The sequence below is a fragment of the Streptomyces swartbergensis genome, from assembly GCF_002148965.1.
Classification (GTDB): domain Bacteria; phylum Actinomycetota; class Actinomycetes; order Streptomycetales; family Streptomycetaceae; genus Streptomyces; species Streptomyces swartbergensis.
In genome coordinates this window covers 1-1567 of sequence record NZ_NGFN01000676.1, presented here as the reverse complement: position 1 = coordinate 1567, position 1567 = coordinate 1, and the positions used below count along the sequence as shown (strand labels likewise).

The following is a 1567-nucleotide window of genomic DNA, read 5'->3' as shown; positions in this document are numbered from 1 at the left end:
CCCCCACCCCGCCCGGCCACCACCCTCAGGTGCCGGTCGCCTACGTCCTCGTCCCACCCGGCGCCACCGCGAAGACCCTCACCGCCGAATTCGCCCGCTACCTCGGCATCCCCACCACCACCCGCATGACCCAGGCCCAGATCACCGAAGCCGTCTGCCACACCTACAACACCGCCGGCATCCAACTCGTCCTCATCGATGAGATCCACCGCCTCAACCCCCGCACCACCACCGGCGCCCAAGCCGCCGACCTGCTCAAAGACCTCACCGAACGCATCCACGCCACCTTCGTCTACGCCGGCATCGACGTCACCGCCACACCCCTGTTCAGCGGCGTGCGCGGCGCCCAACTCGCCGGCCGCGCCACCCTCATCGACTGCGGCCCCCTCCCCGCCCGCCACGGCAACCGGCACCCCTTCACCGACGTCATCACCGACCTCGAAAACGCCCTCGATCCCCAGCACCACCGCCCAGGCACGCTCCCCCGCCACCACGCCTACGTCCACCAGCGCACCGCCGGCCGCATCGGCAGCCTCACCGGCCTCATCGGCCAAGCCGCCATCACCGCCATCTGCGACGGAACCGAACGCATCACCAAGAAAACACTGGAAGCCATCCAGCTCGACCACCTCGCCGAAGAAGCAAAGCGCCCCCGCACCCGCCGACCGTCCACACCGGCATGATGCGGACGTGAAGAAGACCAGGGATACGCCGACTGCCGATGAGTTCGCTGCCGTCTGCGGCCAGGTGTGGGACGTCCTGATCCCCGCCCGTGCCGGCTACCTGGCAGGAGTCTCACCGCACTACGACGAGGTGTTCCACGACGTCGTGCAACGAACCGAGCACGTCGGCAGCCTCGGGAAGACGGACATCGCGGCCCTGGTCGTCTGGAAACGGCTTTCCGCACAGACCCCGTGGGTATCGGCGCTCATGTCCCTGCCCGACGCACACGTGCGCGAGGTCACCAAGCGGGCCGTCACCGCAGTCCGCGACACCGCGGTACCGCGCAGTGAGGCTGCCCGCACAGGGCGCAGCATCATGTGGGAACTGCCGGGCTTCTGTACCGGCGACGCCCTCGCCTCAGCCGCCCTGACAGCAGCGGCACCCACACGGATGGCCGTCTACGACCGCCGTGTCCAACACGCCCTGGACACCCTGGGCCTCACCCTCACCCTCACCCGCACACCGGGACGCTACAGCCGCTACATGCAACTCCTCGACAACCTCCTCCAACACAGCCGAGCACCCACCGACGGCTGGACCCCACGCGACATCGACACAGCCCTGTACTGGACCGGCAAAAACCCCCAACCCACCGACCACTGAGCCAGGAGCTACCAGCCTCCCCGACCCGCCCGACTCCACCAGGAACACCTCGACGACATCATTCCCGTCCCAACCGCACACGCCAGACGGCCCCTACAAAGCTCCGACACCACAGACACGAAACCAGGCCTATGACCAGGCACAACACGACTGACCAGCCAAAACACACCCCGGACCATTAGACGCAGAAGCTACCCACAACGCCCCGGCAATTCCCACTGCAACCCACACAACCCTAGGT

2 protein-coding genes are annotated in these 1567 nt (G+C 67.5%); both read left to right on the top strand.

Features of this window, described 5'->3' with window-relative positions:
- Window positions 1-683: TniB family NTP-binding protein (locus tag CA983_RS43480; protein WP_244207355.1), on the top strand; the 683-nt coding region annotated here is incomplete at its 5' end.
- A 7-nt stretch (window positions 684-690) separates the two neighbouring features.
- Window positions 691-1326 (top strand): hypothetical protein, encoded by a 636-nt coding sequence (locus tag CA983_RS43475; protein WP_086606092.1) that lies wholly within the window; start codon window positions 691-693, stop codon window positions 1324-1326.
- Window positions 1327-1567 lie beyond the last annotated feature (241 nt).